The following is a 15207-nucleotide window of genomic DNA, read 5'->3' on the forward strand; positions in this document are numbered from 1 at the left end:
GAGGCTGCACATGCGTAAGGACTGGCTTGGGGTTGCTCTGGCATCATTGGTACTGGCTGCCTGTTCCTCTCAGGAACCGCAGAATACCGCCCCACCACAACCGGCTTACAACGGCCCGGTAGTTGAAATCCCGGGAGTGGAACCGCGCTATGAACCGATCAATCCGTCAACCAGCCAGGACTATAGCGTCAACGGTAAAACCTACCGTATCGTGAAAGATCCTTCTAACTTCAGTGAAGTGGGTTTAGCCACCTCCTATGGCACTGAAGCCCAGGGCAATCGTACCGCGATTGGTGAGACCTTCGATCCCAACGCCATGAGCGCAGCTCATCCGACCCTGCCTTTACCCAGCTATGTCCGCGTCACTAACCTGGCGAATGGTCGTCAGATTGTCGTGCGAGTCAATGATCGCGGTCCCTACACACCGGGCCGAATTATCGATTTGTCGAGCGCCGCAGCCGACCGCCTGAATATCTCGAATAATACCCGTGTGCGCGTTGACTATATCAATGTCGCACCGGACGGTACGCTGTCGGGCCCCGGTACCATTGGTACCACGGTCGCCAAACAAAGTTACGCACTGCCAGCACGCCCTGACCTGGGCGGCGGTATGGTGATGATGGGCGGCAGTGCCAGCACCCAAAGCGCCACACCTCCGGCGCAGGATGTCCGTGCGGTGGATAACAGCACGCTGCAAAGCAGCGATGGCATGGGTGCACCGGTGCGCAGCAATGGTTTTCTTGGCGCACCACAACCCTTAGCCAGTGGCGTACTGGAAAGCAGCGAACCGCAGCCAGCCGCCACTGTAGCTGCACCCGCGGCGACTGCTGCGGTCGCAGCCCCGGTAGCCGCAGCTGCAACGCCAGCCAGCCAGAGCGCTGGCGGTTATGTAGTGCAGGTGGGCGCACTTAACGATGCCGTTCGCGCACGCCAGCTGGCAACCAGCCTCGGCAAACGTTTCGGCGTACCGGGTTCGGTTGAAGCCAATGGCAACGTTTATCGCGTGCAGCTGGGTGGCTATAAATCCCGCGCGGAAGCTGCTGCATTGCAGCAGCGCCTGAACAACGAAGCGCAAATGAGTTCATTTATTACCACGTCACATAACGGCATGTGATAATAACAACCAGGCATAGTGCTGCCTGGTTACAACAGTTTTGCAAAGCAAGATGTCGCCCAATCAGGCGTTTGCTTGAGTCAAGGCACTTTTTTTCACTCTCAACCTCACGGATGTTGTAGTCCTGAACATGAATACGCTGAAACCTTCTCGTTTTCTGAAACGCCTGACAGTGGGATCACTGGTCGCCCTTTCCCTCAGCCATGCCGCCCTGGCGGACGATGTTAACCTCAAAACCATGATTCCGGGCGTTCCGGACATTGATGCTGAAGCCTACGTTCTGATCGACTATAACTCGGGCAAGGTGCTGGCGGAAAAGAACGCCGATGCACGTCGCGACCCCGCCAGTCTGACCAAAATGATGACCAGCTACGTCATCGGCCAGGCAGTTAAAGCGGGTAAAATCCATCAGGATGATATTGTCACCGTGGGTAAAGATGCGTGGGCTACCGGTAATCCGGTATTTAAAGGCTCCTCGCTGATGTTCCTCAAACCGGGCGATCGCGTTCCCGTTTCGCAGCTGACGCGCGGTATCGTGCTGCAATCCGGTAACGATGCCTGTGTTGCCATGGCCGATTATGTGGCGGGCAGCCAGGATGCCTTCGTCAACCTGATGAACAATTACGTGCAGGCGTTAGGTCTGAAAAACACCCATTTCCAGACCGTACACGGCCTGGATGCAGACGGCCAGTACAGCTCGGCGCGCGATATGGCGCTGATCGGTCAGGCACTGATTCGTGACGTACCGGATGAATACGCGGTTTATCACGAGAAAGAGTTCACCTTTAACAACATCCGCCAGCTGAACCGTAACGGCCTGCTGTGGGATACCAGCCTCAATGTCGACGGCATCAAAACCGGCCATACCGATGCCGCAGGTTACAACCTGGTGGCGTCAGCGACCGAAGGCCAGATGCGTCTGATTTCGGCGGTGATGGGCGGCCATACCTACAAAGGCCGTGAAACCGAGAGCAAAAAACTGCTGACCTGGGGCTTCCGTTTCTTTGAAACCGTGGCACCGCTGAAGGCGGGTAAAGAATTTGCTTCTGAGCCGGTGTGGTTTGGTAACAGCGACCGTGTCCAGCTCGGCGTGGAGAAAGATGCTTATCTGACCATCCCGCGTGGCCGCATGAAAGATCTGAAAGCCAGCTACGTGCTGAACAACACCGAACTGCATGCGCCGCTACAGAAAAACCAGGTAGTGGGCAGCATCAACTTCCAGCTGGATGGCAAAACCATTGAACAGCGTCCGCTGGTGGTGCTGAACGAAGTTCAGGAAGGCGGTTTCATCAGTCGTATCATCGATTACATCAAACTGATGTTCCACCACTGGTTCGGCTAAGGCCGTATGGTTGAAAAACCCGCCATATACCATCATATATTTAATATCCCCTAAATAGTTCAGGGTGCAGGAAGGCGGCAAGCGAGTTCATCCCCGGGAGCTTACAATAGTAAGTGACTGGGGTGAACGAACGTAGCCAACGCACCTGCAGACTGAAATATGACGGGGATTATTGCTCCCGCTCAGGCGGGAGCCTGTTTTTTATGCACCGGAGTCAATATGAAAACCAAACTGAATGAACTGCTCGAATTCCCTACCTCCTTTACCTATAAAGTGATGGGTCTGGCGCAACCGGAGCTGGTTGATCAAGTGGTTGAAGTGGTGCAGCGTCATGCGCCCGGCGACTACAAGCCAGATGTGAAGCCGAGCAGCAAAGGCAATTATCACTCCGTTTCCATCACCATCATGGCCACACACATTGAACAGGTTGAAACCCTGTATGAAGAGTTAGGCAACATCGATATCGTGCGCATGGTGCTGTAATGCTGACGCTGGCAAAGGGATCTTTGCCAGCGTTATACTTTGCCTCTCACTCTTTACCGGATGCCCGTTTTGTCAGCTAATACGCTTCTTGTTCGTCAACTCGGCCAGCGCGACTGGCAGCCGATTTCTGACGCCATGCACCGCTTTACCGATCAACGCGACAGCGACACCCCAGATGAAGTCTGGCTGGTGGAGCATAACCCGGTGTTTACCCAGGGCCAGGCTGGCAAAGCTGAGCATCTGCTGATGCCCGGCGACATTCCCGTGGTGCAAAGCGATCGCGGCGGCCAGGTCACTTACCACGGTCCCGGCCAGCAGGTTATGTATGTGCTGATCGATGTTAAACGCCGTAAGCTTGGTGTGCGCCAACTGGTGACGGCGCTGGAAGAAACAGTGGTTGCCACCCTGGCGGATTACGGTGTCAGCGCCCATGCGCGACCGGATGCCCCAGGTGTGTACGTGGGTGAAGAGAAGATTTGCTCGCTCGGTCTGCGCATCCGCAAAGGGTGTTCGTTTCACGGTCTGGCATTGAATGTGGCGATGGATCTCGCCCCTTTCCTGCGCATCAATCCCTGTGGTTATGCCGGTATGCGTATGACACAGCTGGGGCAGTTCCAGCCAGGTGTGACCACCGCTGATGTCCAGCCGCGCCTGGTGCAGCATTTTGCGCAGTTGACCGGCTTTACCGCCAGCGAGTGGTTAAACGATGAACCCGCGCAGTGATGTCTGTCAGTGCGTATTTACAATTTTGTAACCTGATGACCTTCACAGCGGCTGCTTACCGCGCTGCGAGATGATATAATTTTTGCAATTTTTTCAAATAAAGTTGAAAGCCTGGTTCTCAGTTTGAGTGAGGAAGCTTTCAAATCGCAATCCCGACCGGAACCTGCAGATTTATGAGTAAACCAATTCAGATGGAACGTGGCGTCAAATATCGCGATGCCGACAAAATGGCGCTGATTCCGGTGAAAACCGTGGTCACTGAGCGTGAGGAAATTCTGCGTAAGCCGGAGTGGATGAAGATCAAACTTCCTGCCGACACCAGCCGTATCCAGGGCATCAAGGCCGCCATGCGCAAAAATGGCCTGCATTCGGTGTGTGAAGAGGCATCCTGCCCGAACCTGGCAGAATGTTTTAACCACGGCACCGCTACCTTTATGATTCTTGGCGCGATCTGTACCCGTCGCTGCCCATTCTGCGATGTGGCACACGGTCGCCCGAATGCCCCTGATGCTAATGAGCCGGTGAAACTGGCCCAAACCATCGCCGATATGGCGCTGCGTTATGTGGTTATCACCTCGGTTGACCGCGATGACCTGCGTGACGGCGGTGCCCAGCACTTTGCCGATTGCATCAGTGCTATCCGCGAAAAAAGCCCGTCGATCAAGATTGAAACCCTGGTACCCGATTTCCGTGGTCGTATGGATCGTGCGCTGGAAATCCTCACTGCGACGCCGCCAGATGTGTTCAACCACAACCTGGAAAACGTACCACGCGTTTACCGTCAGGTACGACCGGGTGCCAATTACGAGTGGTCACTCAAGCTGCTGGAGCGTTTTAAAGAAGCGCATCCAGACGTGCCGACGAAATCCGGCCTGATGGTGGGTCTGGGTGAAACCAATGCGGAAATTGTTGAGGTGATGCGCGATCTGCGTCGTCATGGCGTCACCATGCTGACACTGGGCCAGTATCTGCAACCGAGCCGTCATCATCTGCCAGTGCAGCGTTATGTCAGCCCTGCTGAGTTTGATGAGATGAAAGCTGAAGCAATGGCAATGGGCTTCACCCACGCGGCCTGTGGCCCGTTTGTGCGCTCCTCTTACCATGCCGACATGCAGGCCAAAGGACTGGAAGTTAAGTAATCCCTGCCTGCGCCACGGACGGCGTCATCACTTCACCGCGATACAAAACAAAAAACCAGACTGGCATCAGTCTGGTTTTTTACAACGTAATAAATTTTTACACTTATTGACGTTAGCCGCAGAGATTACTCTTTGTGGCTGACACGTTCTGCCGGTGCTTCTTCAGCAGTGCTTTTGGTTGCGGTGGATTCATCATCTTTCATGGCTTTTTTGAAGCCTTTGATTGCGGAACCCAGATCGCCACCCAGTGAACGTAACTTGTTGGTGCCAAAAAGCAGAACGATGAGAGCACCGATGATCAGCAGTTTGGCAATACTGATACCTTCCATAATTAACCTTTCAACCTTAGCGAAAAACGGTGACTGATATTTACGCGCAGATCGCTTGCCAGCTCAACTGCAATCTGTAACAGAGTAAGATCAGCCACCTGATAATTTTCAGATAAAACGGCTCAAAAATGCCTGGGTACGCGGGTGCTGCGGATTGCCAATCACCTGCTCCGGACTGCCCTGCTCCACCACCACGCCACCATCCATAAATACCACACGGTCAGCGGCTTCACGGGCAAAACCAATTTCATGGGTGACCACAATCATGGTTAATCCCTGATCCGCCAGCGTGCGCATGGTCGCCAGCACTTCCCCCACCAGCTCAGGATCGAGCGCCGAGGTCGGTTCATCAAACAACATCAGTGATGGCTTAATCGCCAGCGCGCGCGCTATCGCTACCCGCTGCTGCTGACCACCGGACAAATGACGTGGCCAGGCATCCGCTTTATCACTCAGCCCGACCGTTGAGAGCAGCTCATGGGCATGTTTTAACGCGTCCTGGCGTGGGAACTTATGCACGCCAATCGGCGCTTCAATGATGTTCTGCAACACCGTCATATGGGGATAGAGGTTGAACTGCTGAAACACCATGCCAATCTTCTGGCGCTGATGGGCTATTCGGCGTGGTGACAGGCGATGCAAAATGCCTTTTTTTAATTCATAACCAATTTGCTCATCACCCACCATGATCGAACCGGCGTTCATATCTTCCAGATGGTTAATACAGCGCAGAAAGGTTGATTTGCCCGAGCCGGACGGCCCGAGGATCACCACCACTTCACCCGGGAACACATCCAGATCGATACCTTTCAGGACCTCATTATCACCGTAGCTTTTCTGCACATTGCGGGCACGCACCAGCGGCTGAACATCACTCATACATCCTCCTTCTGCACCAGGGCACGCTGGCTGATATCGTCACTCTGATTGCGGCGTTTGGTGACAACCACCGTGCGTCGGGTACCGCGGGCGTAGTAACGTTCAATAGCCGACTGACCAACGTTGAGAATTGAGGTGATGAGCAGATACCAGATCACCGCTACCATCAGCATGGGAATGATTTCAAAGGTACGGTTATAGACCGCCTGCACCGAATACAGCAGATCGCCCATAGCTATCACACTCACCAGCGAGGTTGCTTTGATCATGCTGATCAACTGATTGCCAGTGGGGGGAATAATGGAACGCATGGCCTGCGGAATGATGATGCGGCGCAGTGCACGCGTGCGGCTCATGCCGAAAGCCTGCGTGGTTTCTACCTGGCCGTTATCGACCGAGAGCAAACCCGCACGAATGATTTCCGCCATATACGCGGCTTCATTCAGAGCCAGACCGGCAATTGCGGCGGTCAATGGCGTGATCAGATCATTGGTATTCCAGCTGGCAAAGGTGATGCCGGTCCAGGGAATGGTGATCGACAACGTCGGGAACAGCGTTGACAGGTTATACCAGAAGATCAATTGCACCAGCAGCGGGGTACCGCGAAAGAACCAAATGTAGAGCGACGAGATGCCACTCAGCAGCCTGTTCTCCGACAGACGCCACACCGCCAGCAGCAGGCCCAGCAGGGTGCCGAGGATCATCGACACCACCGTCAGCCCGAGCGTCACCTGTAATCCTTTCAGCACCGAACCTTCGGTAAACCATTTCAGCACCACCGCCCACTCAAAGTTTGGGTTGGTCGCCACCAGCCAGAGGAAGTTGGAGGCGATCACCAGCACCACAATCCATGAGACCCAGCGTCCATAAGTGGGCGCGTTGCGGGCAAAAGCCACGTCGCGCTGCTGCACGTCGGCCTTATCCCTGGCTCGCGAATCGTTGGTGTTTGAACTCATTTTGCCGCCCCTTGCGCCAGATTACGGCCCGGTGCCTGCAACATGTTACCGTCCAGCTTCCACTTTTTCATGATGGCAGCGTAAGTCCCGTTGCTGAACAACTCTTTATACGCATCCAGTACCACGTTACCCAGCTCGGAACCTTTCGGCACCACGGTGCCCTGGAAGATATCACCAAAGCCATTTTTCTGACCTTTGCCAGACAACTCAAGCTGACCATTGGCCTGCTCAACAAAGTACGTCAGCGGTGCCTGTGACGAGAAGAAGGCGTCAGAACGTTTCGAACGCACCGCGAGAATCGAAGAAGGCTGGTCAGTGAATGACTGCACCACCACCGCAGGTTTACCGGCAGCGACACAGGCATCAGATTGCTTGCGGATCACCTGCTCCGCAGAACCCGCCGCCATCACCGCGATACGCTTGCCGCAGGTATCATCAAGGCCATTAATTTTTGCCGGATTGCCTTTAGGTACGCCAAATACCACAAACTCCTGCACAAAATCGATAAAATCGACTTTCTCCTGACGATCCGGGTAATCACCAATCGGCCCAATCGCCAGCTGATAACGGCCGGAATTAATCCCTGCCAGCACCCCGGACAAGCCGCTGACGGTGGCATGTTCGATTTTCACCCCCAGCAATTGCCCCAGCGCCACTGCAAGGTCGGCAGAAGCCCCCTCCATCGAGTGCGTACCATTGACGATCTCATACGGAGGGAAAGAGCCGTTATTCACGGCGATCATTTTGCCAGCGCTTTTGATATCTGCGGGCAGACGATCGTGCAGCGCCTGGTCAATTTTCTGGCTGGGAATCGCATCAGCCGCCTGAGCGAACGATGCCGACAGGCCCAGAGCCAGCGCGATAGCGAGAGTCATTTTTTTCATTCTTCAATTTCCCAGTGCTGTCAGTGTGTTTTCAGTTCAGGGCGAGCAAAGCGACGGTTCTCAAGGACCGGCAATACGCTACGTGCATAGGCAATACGTTGTGGATCGAGGTCGGCAAATACCAGTGCCGCTGACTCCGGTGCTTTGGCAATCGCTACACCAAGTGGATCGATAACCAGGCTGTTGCCGATGTTGCGCGGACCACATTCTCCCACCGCCACCATATAGCAGGTGTTCTCCAGCGCACGTGCCGTGGTCAATAACTCCCAGTGCATCTCTTTCAGTGGCCCTTTCACCCAGGCCGCAGGCAGCACCAACACATCGGCACCATCCAGTACCAGACGACGAGCCAGCTCAGGGAAACGGACGTCATAACAGGTCATCAGACCCACCTTCATTCCCGCCACTTCAACCAGTGGCGGAATGACATGGCCGGGGTTAACACGCTGTGATTCCTGCATGGCAAAGGCGTCATACAGGTGCAATTTTTCGTATTCCGCGATGATTTCGCCATTACGAATGGCGATCAGCACGTTAAGCGCCTTCTGCCCTTCGGTTGGCACGTGTACGCTCATCATGGTGGTCAGCGTGTTACCTTTGCTGGCCGCGAGGATCTGCGTCAGAAACGGGCCATCGAGCGGTTGGGCTGCTTTCAGCACCAGATCCGGATCGGCAATATCACGCGCCAACACGCCTTCCGGCAGCACCAGCAAATCCGCTCCGCCCGCCAGTGCGTTATTCATCAGGCCGATGCAGATATCGGCGTTTTCCTGCCATTCGCGGCTGACCGCAAATTGCCCCATCGCTACTTTCATCATCATTCCCCCTGCGTCACCGCCGGAAAGATCGCTTCCGGCGTCAGCAATGTTTTGGTTAAGCCCTGTTCAAACAACTCGCTGGCAAAATCGGCAATCATCTTTTTGTTAGCGGCAAATCCGTTTTGATTCCAGTCGGCCGGTAATTCCTGCGCGGTACGTCGCAAATCATCCAGCAACCACGGCGTGGTGTCGGCGTATTTCTCGCGTTTCTTCATCCATAGCTGGTACGAACGATCGATGATCTCACTCAACGCCTGTGGCAGCCACGGATGTTGTTCCGCCAGTGCGGGTTTCAGCGCCAGAATATGAATCCCCGGCACATAACCAACACGATTAAAGTAATCACGCTCGGCGCTGGCGAAATCAACTTGTAGCTGACGCAGCCCCGATTCCGGCAGAAAGAAACCTTCCGGCATAAACGGGGTGAAAACCGCATCCAGCTCACCGGCCTTCAGCAGCTCGATTAATGGGCGTTCGCCGGGGGCGACTTCAATACGTCCCGGACGGCCAAAGCCCGCGAGACGATCAACAATCGGGTGCTCCGCTGTCAGGCGGCCCGCAAACCAGTACGCATCATCAATACCAACACCGGCTTCACGCAGCACGGTGCGCGTCCAGGTATTGCCGGAATCCTGCCAGCCCGTGACACCGATTTTTTTTCCTTTCAGCTGAGCCGGGGTGGTAATCGGACTCTCGGCGGTGGTGATGATGCAACGCTGACGAAAGCCACGCATCAGAAAGTGTGGCAGACCAAGCAGCGAGGTGTCGCCTTTCGCACGTGACTGGGCATAACGGCTGAACGACACCTCACCGGCATCGTATTTGTCGCTGCTGCCCAGGTTATCAACCAGCGTGCCGACGCGGTCAATTTCCAGCTGAAATCCTTCCGGCTTGATATCGCCGAGTGCCAGCGGTGTAAAGTAATCCCAGTCACGAACCGCCAGTCTGATGGTTACCATAGTTATTGTTTCCCCGTTCGTTCTGATTGCAGTCAGGCTGCGTTTAGTTATTCAGCAAATAGTGCTTGAATTTGATACTAAATCGGGAATACTAACCTGAACAATAAATTCTTTGTTACTGAACAAAGGTTTTTCTTATGACGCAAACGGTAGATATTGACTGGTTCAGCGCGCAAATTACCGATGCGTCGGTGAAGGGCATTACGCTTACCGCTTCCACATTGATTCGCGATGGTCAGATTGCAGTGGGTATGCAAATGCCCGCCGTACGCGAGCTGGCAGAGCTATTGGGCGTCAGTCCGGCGACGGTATCGGCGGCCTGGTCGCAGCTGAAAAAACAGAAAGTGCTGGCCGGTAAAGGTCGCAGTGGCGTGTGGGTGTGTGGCAATACAGTGATGCCGCGGCCGATTCGTTTTGAAAAAATCGGCAACTATGGCGATAACATCCAGGCCGATCTGGCAATGGCTTCTCCGGACCCGGCGCTGTTACCCGATTTGCAGCCAGCGATGCTGGCTGGCCTTCAGTCGCCCCAGTTGAATAGCTATCATCGTGAAGCCATTTCACCTCAGCTACTGGCGGCGATTACACCACGCTGGCCCTACCCGGCAGAGGCATGGCTGGCGACCGATGGTGGCTTTGATGCGATGAATTTAATCGTGCAAACGCTGCTGTCTCCTGGCGATCGGGTGGTGCTCGAAGATCCCACCGCAACACGTCTGCTGGATATGCTGGACAATATCGGCGCGGAGATTCTGCCGCTTCCCTGCGATGAACAGGGGCCGATTCCCTCCGCTTTAGCCGCACATCTGCACAAAACACCGGCGATGTTTATCTACCAGCCGCGTACCCATTCGACCACCGGACATACCGTGACGCAGCAACGCAGTGCGGAGCTGGCACGCGTATTGGCCAATAGCAAAACGCTGATTGTGGAAGATGACGGGATTGGCGATTTGTCGCGCTGGCCGGTGTGGAGTCTCGGATACCACTTTCCCGAACGCGTGGTGCATGTCCATTCGTTTTCGAAAGCCTACGGACCGGACCTGCGGCTTGCTGTACTTTCCGCCCCCTGTGAACTGGTGAAACGTATTCAGGCATGGCGTAACTTTGGTGTCAGCTGGACCAGCCGAATTTTGCAGGATGCGGTTGCCTGGATGCTAACAGACGCCACCACGCGGCAGCAGGTAGAACAGGCAAAAAACACCTATCGGGAGCGTCGCCAGCTGCTGCTGCATGCCCTGCAGGCTCGTGGGCTGGTGCTGGCCGAACGTGATGGCCTCAGTCTATATATTCCGGTGGCGTCAGAACAATATGCCATGATTACGCTTGCCGCCCGAGGTATCGCCGCCGTGCCGGGTGAACGCTACAGCATCAATGCCGAACAATTCATTCGCGTCAGCACCGCCATGTTGCCATTGCAACAACTTGACAGCATTGCTGACGCACTGGTGATTGCATCTGGTCGGGAAATTAACCTTAGCCCAAATCTTTGATGTGATAACGCGGCGATTCCACATAGCCTTCGCGCGCGTAGAACTGATTCGCTTTGAGACGTGATGCATGGCAATGCACTTCCATGCGATCACAGCCACGCTCGCGTGCCAGTTGTTCGGCATAGCTGAGCAACTGCTGCCCGCTCCCCTTGCTGCGCTCGCCTTCGGCTATGCAGAAATAGCTGATACGGGCAAAATCGCCCGACAGCGCCAGTTGCGGGATAAAGTGGAGCGACAGAAAACCCAGCACCTGGGTGCCATGCTCGGCCACCAGCAGCACTTCATCGGGATGGTTACAAAGCTGTGTTAATCGTGTCTCAATAAACCTTTCAGTGCCGGCATAACCCAGTTCGGTCAGCAGCGCACTCAGAGCAAAACTGTCTTTCGCCTGTGCCTGACGTATCTTCATCCTGCCTCCTCAGTAATCCGTTTCCTGCTGTTATATAGCGTTGTCAGCCAAAAAGCTGCAAGTAAGGATTGTTATGGGGATGTTACAGAGATTATCTGTGAGAGACGCCGCAGTTTGTGCCCTGTCATGCGCCTGTCATCAGCGCTTAAGGCAGAATTAATATTGCTTTGCCATGCTGGCCTGAACGCCACAGGAGACAACGCAATGAAGAGTATGATCCCACGTACCCTGGATGAAATGCTGGCCTTATCCATCAGCACCTTCGCCCTGATCGCCTGGGCCATCATTTGGTGGCAGGTATAAAAAAACCCGCCATAAGGCGGGTTTTTAGAATTCTGCGTGTTAACTTACAGAGCGATAACGTTAGCAGCAGATGGGCCTTTAGCGCCGTCAGTGATTTCAAACTCTACACGCTGACCTTCAGCCAGAGTTTTGAAGCCATTGCTCATGATTGCAGAGAAGTGTACGAATACATCTTTGCTGCCATCTTCAGGAGTAATGAAACCGAATCCTTTAGATTCATTAAACCACTTAACGTTACCTTTGATCTTGGACATCTATATTACCTTTACATGAAAAATGGACACTAAACTGTGTCGGCGTCTAGTACAGCAATTGCGGTGACATTTGTCCAGTGCGAATTGATGAAAAAGTGATAAATATCGTGTTTTTCGCCAACCTTCACACTTTCCATCCGTCTTCATCCGCTAAAACTGAAATCGCAACCAGGCAAAATAGACATTGCCATTATTATAAGTACCTGGAATATAAGTCATTTGGAAGGTAACAGGACCATATCCGATAGAAGCCAACGGCAATAAAACCGGAATCGGGATATATTTCCAGTTATCCCTGGCAGTGACGCCCGCCGTGTAGCCGGCACCGATGTGAAAATTGTCGTCACTCAGCGGACGCCAGGTCGCTTCCCAGCCGTAACCGCCAATCGGTTCCCACTTGTTGAAGGAATCCTTAAACGCCATCAGGTACAGGCCATGCCAATTACCTTTGTCATCCCAGCGCGAAACACCGCCGCCCGCGCCCCATGGACGTTCGTTGTATCTGTCGATATGCTCCTGATCGTATGTCCAGCGGTTATGCCAGGTAATAGCGGGCAGATAAAAATCATAATTTTGCGGCTGCGACCAGGTCTCGGCCACATTGTCAGTAAAGGTATTCCAGCCTGATTTGATGTTTTGAGTGACGGTAGAGGCCGAGGCAGAAAACGCGCTTCCGAGGGTTAAAATACAGCCAACACAGGCTGCCGAAATGTACCGATTCACAACGAAGGTTCCTGTAAAACAATCCTTAAGACGACAGAGCCACGGATATCCTTCCCGGCATCTGCCCAAAAATTAACGCTACTGTCTGAAAAGTTTAGTGAAAAGTTTCCTGAAACACTCCAGGCATTGTCTGGAATTTCCGACACGCGAAGGGCGCATTTTACCATAATGACCAAATGCTACCGGAACCGGGGATAAACGAAGGGGCTATTGGCAGAATTGATAAAATGTGCAGTCTTCTCTTAACAATCCCCTCCGGAAATGACTTAATTTTCAGCAATCTGTGCTTCATTGTTGATAACGTAAATAAATTAATGAAATTTATCGATTGAACTAATCAGATGAATGAGATAAATCTCAGCATTCCAGGAGGGAGATAAAGAGGAATGCTGATGACTATTCGTTGTAGCCGCTGTGGGTGTGTGCGTTTTTTTTATACGCTGCCCGGAACCAGACAAACCAGGCAGCAAAGTCACCACGGTGCCTGTTGTGCTGAGTGTCAAAAGCCGCTCAATCTGCGGGATGTGATTTTGCCCGTCTCGCGTCCCCACTCACCTGCCTTCACCAAAGCCGAATGAACGGAAACAGGCACCTACGGGTGCCTGTACGCGTCAGAAAATCAATTTAAACACGCCGGTAATGGTTAACAACCCAACAATGAAGATGATAGCGATGATCCACAGGATTATTTTCATTTTCCGCTCCTTTTTACATCATTAATAGCGCCAGTTAACTCAAGTATAGATGAAGATCCTGCTTCTGCTGTCAGGTGCGATAGCCATCACGTCATCATGCTGTGGTTTCGTTTACCTGATGATTATTTCTGCGAGGCCGGTCGCAGCTACAGATTTTTCTTAACTTTGCCGCTTCGTTCTCCCGCCGCCTACTGTCTAAACTTACAGCGCCTGTAGCAGGCCTCAATTGTTATCACTGCCTAAGTAACAAGGAGATTATATGAGCACGATAAATACCAGCATGGGACGTTACAGCCTGAAGGCAAAGGACTATGGCAATCACATCAGAGGAAGCATTGCCATCAATGACGAAGGTGGCACCCAGCTCACCATGCAGGAGTTTGAAGAACATTATCTTGACGATGTCGTCAATAATGTCATTTATCCTGTCACGGGCGGGAACCGTGAAATTACCCGCGCATTGCGCGACCAAATGGTTAAAGCGGGTTTCGAACAACCGCACTGAGTTTTTGGGCCACATCTTGTGGCCCTTTGCTTTCGGCAATTCTCACTTGCCGTTATTAAGCATTCGTCGCAGGATGGAGTACCTATTTTGAAAGGAGATCAACCGCGTGAGTGCCCTTCTTCGTATCCCTTCTTCCCGGCTCCATCAATTTGTACAGGCTATCTGGTTACATGCAGGCAGTAGTGCCGACGAAGCACGGCTGGTCGCCGACCACCTGGTAGCAGCGAATCTGGCGGGTCATGATTCGCATGGCGTAGGCATGATCCCGAGTTATATGGTTTCTCTCTCTCAGGGTTTTCTCCAGCTTAACCAGCACACCACGGTTGAGAAAGATGTCGGCGCAGTGCTCACCCTGAGCGGTCATAATGGGTTTGGCCAGGTCGCGGCATGGGAAGCCATGAAGATGGGGATCGAGCGCGCGGCTAAATTTGGAATCGCCGCCGTTGGCCTGCACGATTCACATCATATCGGGCGCATCGGTCACTGGGCTGAACAATGTGCGGCTGCCGGGTTTGTCTCTTTTCACTTCGTCAACGTCGCGGGTGACCCGATGGTTGCACCGTTCAACGGCAGCGACCGGCGTTTTGGTACTAACCCCTTCTGTGCCATCTTCCCGCGCACCAACGCCAAACCGCTGCTGCTTGATTTCGCCACCAGCGGCATTGCCTTCGGCAAAACCCGTGTGGCATGGAACAAAGAACAGCAGGTTGCACCGGGTTATCTGATCGATCATCAGGGCAAAGGCACCACCGAACCCGGCGTGATGCATCAGGAACCTTATGGCTCGCTGCTGCCATTTGGGCTGCATAAGGGTTATGCGCTGGCTACCATGTGTGAAATTCTCGGCGGCGCGCTGTCAGGTGGACGCACCACACATGACGAAACCCTGGTGAGCTGCCACGATGCCATCTTCAACTGCATGACCACCATCATCGTGAATCCGGAAGCCTTCGATGCACCCGCGATGCAGCAGGAAGCGGAAGCCTTCCTCAGTTGGGTAAAACGTTCGCCACAAAGCGGCGATGCGCCGATTCAGATACCGGGCGAATGGGAAGAGAACAATCGTCTGGAGCGTGAACGCGAAGGCATTCCGCTGGATACCAATAGCTGGGAAAAAATTTGCCAGGCGGCTTTACAGGCGGGGATGACGGAAGAAGAACTGGCGGCCTTCCGCGCACTGGCGCAGTAGACCGCGAATG

General features: G+C 53.6%; 17 protein-coding genes. 8 read left to right on the forward strand and 9 right to left on the reverse strand.

What is annotated here, in order from left to right; all coding sequences use genetic code 11:
* Positions 1-10 precede the first annotated feature (10 nt).
* The 5 genes from rlpA (at position 11) to lipA (ending at position 4801) form a co-directional block, all read left to right on the forward strand.
* Positions 11-1114, forward strand: a complete 1104-nt coding sequence (gene rlpA, locus PW844_RS18340; protein ID WP_299454909.1) for an endolytic peptidoglycan transglycosylase RlpA — start codon at positions 11-13, stop codon at positions 1112-1114.
* Positions 1115-1244: 130 nt separating this feature from the next.
* The gene (gene dacA, locus PW844_RS18345) at positions 1245-2456 is read left to right on the forward strand and encodes a D-alanyl-D-alanine carboxypeptidase DacA (RefSeq protein WP_084873402.1); all 1212 of its coding nucleotides are present in this window, start codon (positions 1245-1247) and stop codon (positions 2454-2456) included.
* A gap of 219 nt (positions 2457-2675) precedes the next feature.
* Entirely contained in the window at positions 2676-2939 is a 264-nt protein-coding gene (gene ybeD / locus PW844_RS18350; protein ID WP_299454913.1) for a DUF493 family protein YbeD, read from the forward strand.
* 69 nt (positions 2940-3008) lie between these two features.
* Positions 3009-3662: a lipoyl(octanoyl) transferase LipB gene (gene lipB / locus PW844_RS18355; RefSeq protein ID WP_299454916.1), complete on the forward strand. Its 654-nt coding sequence runs from the start codon at positions 3009-3011 to the stop codon at positions 3660-3662.
* 173 nt (positions 3663-3835) lie between these two features.
* Positions 3836-4801, forward strand: a complete 966-nt coding sequence (gene lipA, locus PW844_RS18360; RefSeq protein WP_299454918.1) for a lipoyl synthase — start codon at positions 3836-3838, stop codon at positions 4799-4801.
* A gap of 125 nt (positions 4802-4926) precedes the next feature.
* Here the strand turns inward: lipA and tatE are convergent, their stop codons facing one another.
* From tatE to PW844_RS18390, 6 genes are all read right to left on the reverse strand, one after another.
* A complete protein-coding gene (gene tatE, locus PW844_RS18365) occupies positions 4927-5130 on the reverse strand; it encodes a twin-arginine translocase subunit TatE (RefSeq protein WP_084873392.1) in 204 nt (67 codons plus the stop codon).
* Between the two features lie 108 nt (positions 5131-5238).
* A complete protein-coding gene (locus tag PW844_RS18370) occupies positions 5239-6009 on the reverse strand; it encodes an amino acid ABC transporter ATP-binding protein (protein ID WP_084873389.1) in 771 nt (256 codons plus the stop codon).
* Entirely contained in the window at positions 6006-6965 is a 960-nt protein-coding gene (locus PW844_RS18375; protein WP_299454922.1) for an amino acid ABC transporter permease, read from the reverse strand. Before PW844_RS18375 ends, PW844_RS18370 begins: the two co-directional genes overlap by 4 nt.
* Positions 6962-7849 (reverse strand): ABC transporter substrate-binding protein, encoded by an 888-nt coding sequence (locus tag PW844_RS18380; protein WP_299454925.1) that lies wholly within the window; start codon positions 7847-7849, stop codon positions 6962-6964. Before PW844_RS18380 ends, PW844_RS18375 begins: the two co-directional genes overlap by 4 nt.
* 20 nt (positions 7850-7869) lie before the next feature.
* Positions 7870-8664, reverse strand: a complete 795-nt coding sequence (locus PW844_RS18385) for a deaminated glutathione amidase (RefSeq protein WP_299455008.1) — start codon at positions 8662-8664, stop codon at positions 7870-7872.
* A gap of 2 nt (positions 8665-8666) precedes the next feature.
* On the reverse strand, positions 8667-9626 hold the full coding sequence (locus tag PW844_RS18390; protein WP_299454927.1) for a nitrate ABC transporter substrate-binding protein: 960 nt from the start codon (positions 9624-9626) through the stop codon (positions 8667-8669).
* A 137-nt stretch (positions 9627-9763) separates the two neighbouring features.
* Here PW844_RS18390 and PW844_RS18395 point away from each other — a divergent pair, with 137 nt between their 5' ends.
* Positions 9764-11119, forward strand: a complete 1356-nt coding sequence (locus PW844_RS18395) for an aminotransferase class I/II-fold pyridoxal phosphate-dependent enzyme (RefSeq protein WP_299454928.1) — start codon at positions 9764-9766, stop codon at positions 11117-11119.
* Here the strand turns inward: PW844_RS18395 and PW844_RS18400 are convergent.
* From PW844_RS18400 to pagP, 3 genes are all read right to left on the reverse strand, one after another.
* Positions 11103-11528 carry a GNAT family N-acetyltransferase gene (locus PW844_RS18400; protein WP_299454929.1) on the reverse strand — a complete coding sequence of 142 codons (426 nt, stop codon included), beginning with the start codon at positions 11526-11528 and terminating at the stop codon, positions 11103-11105. The two genes, PW844_RS18395 and PW844_RS18400, sit on opposite strands and share 17 nt — an antisense overlap.
* Positions 11529-11875: 347 nt before the next feature.
* Positions 11876-12085 (reverse strand): transcription antiterminator/RNA stability regulator CspE, encoded by a 210-nt coding sequence (gene cspE, locus PW844_RS18405; RefSeq protein WP_034829024.1) that lies wholly within the window; start codon positions 12083-12085, stop codon positions 11876-11878.
* 150 nt (positions 12086-12235) lie between these two features.
* Positions 12236-12808 carry a lipid IV(A) palmitoyltransferase PagP gene (pagP, locus tag PW844_RS18410; RefSeq protein ID WP_299454938.1) on the reverse strand — a complete coding sequence of 191 codons (573 nt, stop codon included), beginning with the start codon at positions 12806-12808 and terminating at the stop codon, positions 12236-12238.
* A gap of 954 nt (positions 12809-13762) precedes the next feature.
* Here pagP and PW844_RS18415 point away from each other — a divergent pair.
* Positions 13763-14008, forward strand: coding sequence for a hypothetical protein (locus tag PW844_RS18415; protein ID WP_084873357.1), 246 nt, complete (start codon positions 13763-13765; stop codon positions 14006-14008).
* 106 nt (positions 14009-14114) lie between these two features.
* Positions 14115-15197 carry a malate/lactate/ureidoglycolate dehydrogenase gene (locus PW844_RS18420; protein WP_299454948.1) on the forward strand — a complete coding sequence of 361 codons (1083 nt, stop codon included), beginning with the start codon at positions 14115-14117 and terminating at the stop codon, positions 15195-15197.
* Positions 15198-15207: the final 10 nt, after the last annotated feature.

The organism is Pantoea sp., assembly GCF_028283705.1.
Classification (GTDB): domain Bacteria; phylum Pseudomonadota; class Gammaproteobacteria; order Enterobacterales; family Enterobacteriaceae; genus Pantoea.

Bases quoted from the DNA above. Each gene is read 5' to 3' on its own strand.
- rlpA (WP_299454909.1), top strand. From the start codon at position 11: ATGCGTAAGGACTGGCTTGGGGTTGCTCTGGCATCATTGGTACTGGCT.
- dacA (WP_084873402.1), top strand. From the start codon at position 1,245: ATGAATACGCTGAAACCTTCTCGTTTTCTGAAACGCCTGACAGTGGGA.
- ybeD (WP_299454913.1), top strand. From the start codon at position 2,676: ATGAAAACCAAACTGAATGAACTGCTCGAATTCCCTACCTCCTTTACC.
- lipA (WP_299454918.1), top strand. From the start codon at position 3,836: ATGAGTAAACCAATTCAGATGGAACGTGGCGTCAAATATCGCGATGCC.
- tatE (WP_084873392.1), bottom strand. From the start codon at position 5,130: ATGGAAGGTATCAGTATTGCCAAACTGCTGATCATCGGTGCTCTCATC.
- PW844_RS18370 (WP_084873389.1), bottom strand. From the start codon at position 6,009: ATGAGTGATGTTCAGCCGCTGGTGCGTGCCCGCAATGTGCAGAAAAGC.
- PW844_RS18375 (WP_299454922.1), bottom strand. From the start codon at position 6,965: ATGAGTTCAAACACCAACGATTCGCGAGCCAGGGATAAGGCCGACGTG.
- PW844_RS18380 (WP_299454925.1), bottom strand. From the start codon at position 7,849: ATGAAAAAAATGACTCTCGCTATCGCGCTGGCTCTGGGCCTGTCGGCA.
- PW844_RS18385 (WP_299455008.1), bottom strand. From the start codon at position 8,664: ATGAAAGTAGCGATGGGGCAATTTGCGGTCAGCCGCGAATGGCAGGAA.
- PW844_RS18390 (WP_299454927.1), bottom strand. From the start codon at position 9,626: ATGGTAACCATCAGACTGGCGGTTCGTGACTGGGATTACTTTACACCG.
- PW844_RS18395 (WP_299454928.1), top strand. From the start codon at position 9,764: ATGACGCAAACGGTAGATATTGACTGGTTCAGCGCGCAAATTACCGAT.
- PW844_RS18400 (WP_299454929.1), bottom strand. From the start codon at position 11,528: ATGAAGATACGTCAGGCACAGGCGAAAGACAGTTTTGCTCTGAGTGCG.
- cspE (WP_034829024.1), bottom strand. From the start codon at position 12,085: ATGTCCAAGATCAAAGGTAACGTTAAGTGGTTTAATGAATCTAAAGGA.
- PW844_RS18415 (WP_084873357.1), top strand. From the start codon at position 13,763: ATGAGCACGATAAATACCAGCATGGGACGTTACAGCCTGAAGGCAAAG.